3 protein-coding genes are annotated in these 4,064 nt (G+C 74.3%); all 3 read right to left on the bottom strand.

All coding sequences use genetic code 11. From position 1 onward, the window contains the following. Positions 1 to 2: 2 nt before the first annotated feature. Positions 3 to 851, bottom strand: a complete 849-nt coding sequence (locus tag AB8Z36_RS35060; RefSeq protein WP_369217431.1) for an ABC transporter permease — start codon at positions 849 to 851, stop codon at positions 3 to 5. 178 nt (positions 852 to 1,029) lie between these two features. Then, positions 1,030 to 2,034, bottom strand: coding sequence for an ATP-binding cassette domain-containing protein (locus tag AB8Z36_RS35065; RefSeq protein ID WP_369217432.1), 1,005 nt, complete (start codon positions 2,032 to 2,034; stop codon positions 1,030 to 1,032). A 274-nt stretch (positions 2,035 to 2,308) separates the two neighbouring features. Continuing rightward, positions 2,309 to 4,064, bottom strand: a 1,756-nt coding sequence (locus tag AB8Z36_RS35070) for an acyltransferase domain-containing protein (protein WP_369217433.1), incomplete at its 5' end; no start/stop codon positions are given.

The raw sequence follows: 4,064 nt of genomic DNA on the forward strand, positions 1-4,064 counted from the left end.
GGTCAGAGGGGGCGGCGGAAGCCGCGCAGGGCGGTGACCATGCCCACCACCGCGATCACCGCGCTGATCAGCACGGACGGGATCGCGTGGTCCAGGCCGGGCACGTCGAGGGCGAGCGCGCGGCTCGCGTCGATCGCGTAGGTCAGCGGGTTGACGCTCGCCACGGCGGCCAGCCAGCCGGGCAGATCGGCGACGGGGACGTAGGCGCTGGAGGCGAACATCAGCGGGAAGATGACGATCAGCGCGAGGTTCTGGAGCGGCTCGGCCCGCCGCAGCCACGCACCGGCCGCGATGAACGCCCAGCCGAGCGAGAAGCTGATGAAGATCGTCAGCCCGGCGGAGAGCGCCAGTTCGGCCGCGCCGCCGTTGGGTGAGTACCCCAGCACCGTGATCGCGAGGATCATGATGATGAGCACCTGCACCGTGGCGCGCACCAGACCGACCAGGCTGCGCGCGGCGAGCAGCGCGCCCGGGTGCACGGGCATCGAGCGCAGCCGGGCGACCATCCCGTTCTTCTGGTCCTCCACCAGACCCACGCCGGACTGCATCGCGGACTGGGCGGCGTTGTCCACCAGGATGGCGGGGAGCACGTAGTCGAGGTAGCTGACGCCGTCGGGGAAGTGCGGCGGCATGCCCATCTTGCTGAACACCTGGGTCAGGACGAACAGGATGACCACCGGCTGGATCAGGCCGAAGAGCACGATGCCGGGGTCGGTCACCATGGCCCGCAGCGACCGTCCGGTGAGGATGCGTATCTGGGTGGGAAGTGAACTCCCGCCGAACACGGGCGCCGTGCCGACCCCGGTCGGGGGCGCGGCCGGACGGGGGGCCGGGGTCAGCTTGGTGGTCAAGGGGTCCTCCACAGGAGACGTCGGGCGGCGGTTCCGCCCGCCGGGTCGTGTCGCGGTGGCCGCGGAAGCAGGGCTGGCCGGGGTGGCCGGGGTGGTCGGGTGCGGTGGGAGCCGGAGCGTACGAGGCTGCCGCCGCCGTGCTCGCGCAGTGCTCCCACGCGCGATCCCACGCGCGTTCTCACGCCGATGAGCGGGACGCCGACTGGTCGGCGAGCGCCAGATACACGTCGTCCAGGGTCGGTTCGCCGAAGGTCAGCTCGGTCGCCTCGACGCCCACCTGGTCCAGGGCCCGGACGACCTCGGCGATCTCCCGGGTGGCGTCGATGGGGACGACGACGGCGCGGGCGTCCTCCTCGCCGATCACCGGGGCGAAGCCCGCGCCGCGCAGGGCCGCGCCCGCCGTGCTCCGGTCCTCGCCGCTCTCCAGGGTGAGGGTGACCGTGCGGCGGCCGACGGTGGCCTTCAGCTCCGCGGCGGTTCCCGCGGCGACGACGCGGCCCGCGGACAGCACCGCGATCGAGTCGGCGAGCCGGTCGGCCTCCTCCAGGTACTGCGTGGTCAGCAGGACCGTGGTGCCCTGCTCGACCAGGCCCTCGACGATCTCCCACAGGTTGAGCCTGCTGGAGGGGTCGAGGCCGGTGGTCGGCTCGTCGAGGAAGAGCACCGAGGGGGCGCCGACCAGGGAGACGGCGAGGTCGAGGCGGCGGCGCAGGCCGCCGGAGTAGCCGCTGGCACGCCGGTCGGCGACCTCGGTCAGCCGGAACAGCTCAAGGAGTTCGTCGGCGCGCTCCCGGGCCGCCCGCTGTCCGGCGCCGAGGAGCCGGGCGATCAGTACGAGGTTGTCGCGTCCGCTGAGCTGTCCGTCCACGGAGGCGAACTGCCCGGTGAGCCCGATGCGCCTGCGGATCTCGACGGGCTCGCGGGCCACGTCGTATCCGGCGACCGAGGCCCGTCCCGAGCTGAGCGGCAGCGCCGTGGTGAGGATGTTGACCAGGGTGGTCTTCCCGGCGCCGTTGTGGCCGAGGAGTCCGAGGACCGTGCCCCGGGGCGCGCTGACGCTCACCGAGTCCAGGGCCCGCACCTGTCCGAAGGACTTGGTGACGCCGTCGGCCTCGATCATCAGGTCACCGGAACCGCCGTCCGGGCCGGTCCGGGTGGCAAGGGGCGTGACGGTCCCGCTCATGAAGTGTGCTCCTGGTCGATCCGCGTCGAATGATGGGAGGGCGAACGTGAGTGGTGGAGGGAAGGGATAGGAGCGGGCAGCACCGGACCCGGCGAGGGGCCGAGGCGGGCCGCGTCCCCCGCGTCGTCGGTGTTCGACGGCCCGAACGCCGTGCCCGGACGGGCACGTTCGCCGCCGATCCGGGCAACGGGCGTGCAGGGCGTGCCGGTCCCGGCACGGGTGCGCGGGCTTGTGCGTACGGCGAGGAGAGCGGAACGTCCCTGTGCGGCAACGGTCACCGGGTGCCGCCGGAAGGGGTGTCGTCGGCGAGGCCCCCGCCGTCCATGAGGCGGAACAGCTCCTCGTCGGAGGCGGAGTCCACATCCAGTGGGCCATTAACAGGGGCTGTCGCGCCGGTGCGGGCGGGCGCCCAGCGACCGGCCAGGGCCCGCAGCCGTGACCCCGTGGCGGTGTCGAGGTGGGCACCCGAGACGAGCAGTGCCTCCAGTTCGTCGACGAGGGATGCGGCGTCGCGGGGGCGGGGCGGCCCCGCGTGCCGGAGCCGCCCACACACCAGGCGGGCCACGGCGGCGGGTGAGGGGTGGTCGAAGACCAGGGTCGGAGGCAGCCGCACACCCGTGGCGGCGGTGAGCCGGTTGCGCAGTTCCACGGCGGTCACGGAGGTGACGCCGAGATCGGTGAAGGCCGTATCGGCCCCCGCGTCGCCCGGCAGCGCGCCGCCGACCACGGCCGCGAGTTCGGTCCGCACCAACTCGGTGACCAGGGCCTCGGCCTCTTCGTCGGACAGGGCGGCCAGTCGTCCCGCCAGCTCCCCTCCGGCGTTCTCGGCGGCGTCGGCGGCCGACGGCACCCCCACGGCCACGGCAGTCGAGGAGACCGAGGCCAGCCAGTACGCCTCGTGCTGGAAGGCGTACGTGGGCAGGTCCACGGGGCGGGCTTCCGGCAGAACCGCACGCCAGTCGACCGGCAGCCCGAGCGCGTGCAGCCGCACGGCCGCGTTCAGCACCGTGCCCGCCTCGGCGTCGCCGTCGGCGCCGCGCACCGCCGGTTCCACCACGGGAGCCGTGTTCGACCCGCTCTCGCCCAGGCACTCCAGGACCATCGGGGTGAGCGCCGCCTCCGGGCCCAGTTCGACGTAGACGGCGGTGCGTTGCTCGGCGAGGTGTCCGACCGCGTCGGCGAACCGCACCGCGTCCCGGACGTGGCGCACCCAGTGGCCGGGGTCGCGGGCCTCCTCCACGGTGAGCGGACGGCCGGTGACGCAGGAGATGAGCGGTAGGGCGGGCGCGTGGAAGGCGAGCCCGGCGACCGTCTCGCGGAACTCGGCGAGCATCGGCTCCATCAGCGGTGAGTGGAAGGCGTGGCTGACGACGAGGGAGCGGGTCTTGTGCCCGGCGGCGGAGAGTTCGGCGGTCAGCTCCGCCAGGGGCTCCGCCGCGCCGGAGAGGACCACGGAGCGCGGTCCGTTGACGGCGGCGACGGCGACCTCGTGGGCACGGTCCGCGATCAGCGGCAGGACCTCCGCCTCCGAGCAGCGCACCGCGACCATGGCGCCGCCCGTCGGCAGCGCCCCCATCAGGCGGCCGCGCGCCGCGACCAGCGCGCAGGCGTCCCGCAGCGAGAGCACGCCCGCCACGTGCGCGGCCGCGATCTCCCCCACGGAGTGCCCCACCAGCCGGGCGGGCACGATCCCCCAGGACTCCAGGAGGCGGTACAGGGCGACCTCGAAGGCGAACAGCGCGGGCTGGGCGTAGCCGGTGCCGTCGAGCAGGGCGGCGTCCTCGCTGTCCGGCGCGGCCCACATGACCTCGGTCAACGGCCGTTCGAGCAGCGGATCGAGCTGGGCGCACACCTCGCGCAGGGCGGTGGCGAAGGCGGGGAAGGCGGCGGCGAGCCCGCGGCCCATGCCCAGGCGCTGGCTGCCCTGTCCGGTGAAGACGAACGCCGCTTCCGGCGTGCCGCCGAGGGGGCCGCGCACGGCGCTCCCGGGGGCCTCCCCACGGGCGAACGCCTCGGCGGCCCGCCGGAAG

The sequence above is a fragment of the Streptomyces flavofungini genome, assembly GCF_041028215.1.
GTDB lineage: Bacteria > Actinomycetota > Actinomycetes > Streptomycetales > Streptomycetaceae > Streptomyces > Streptomyces flavofungini_B.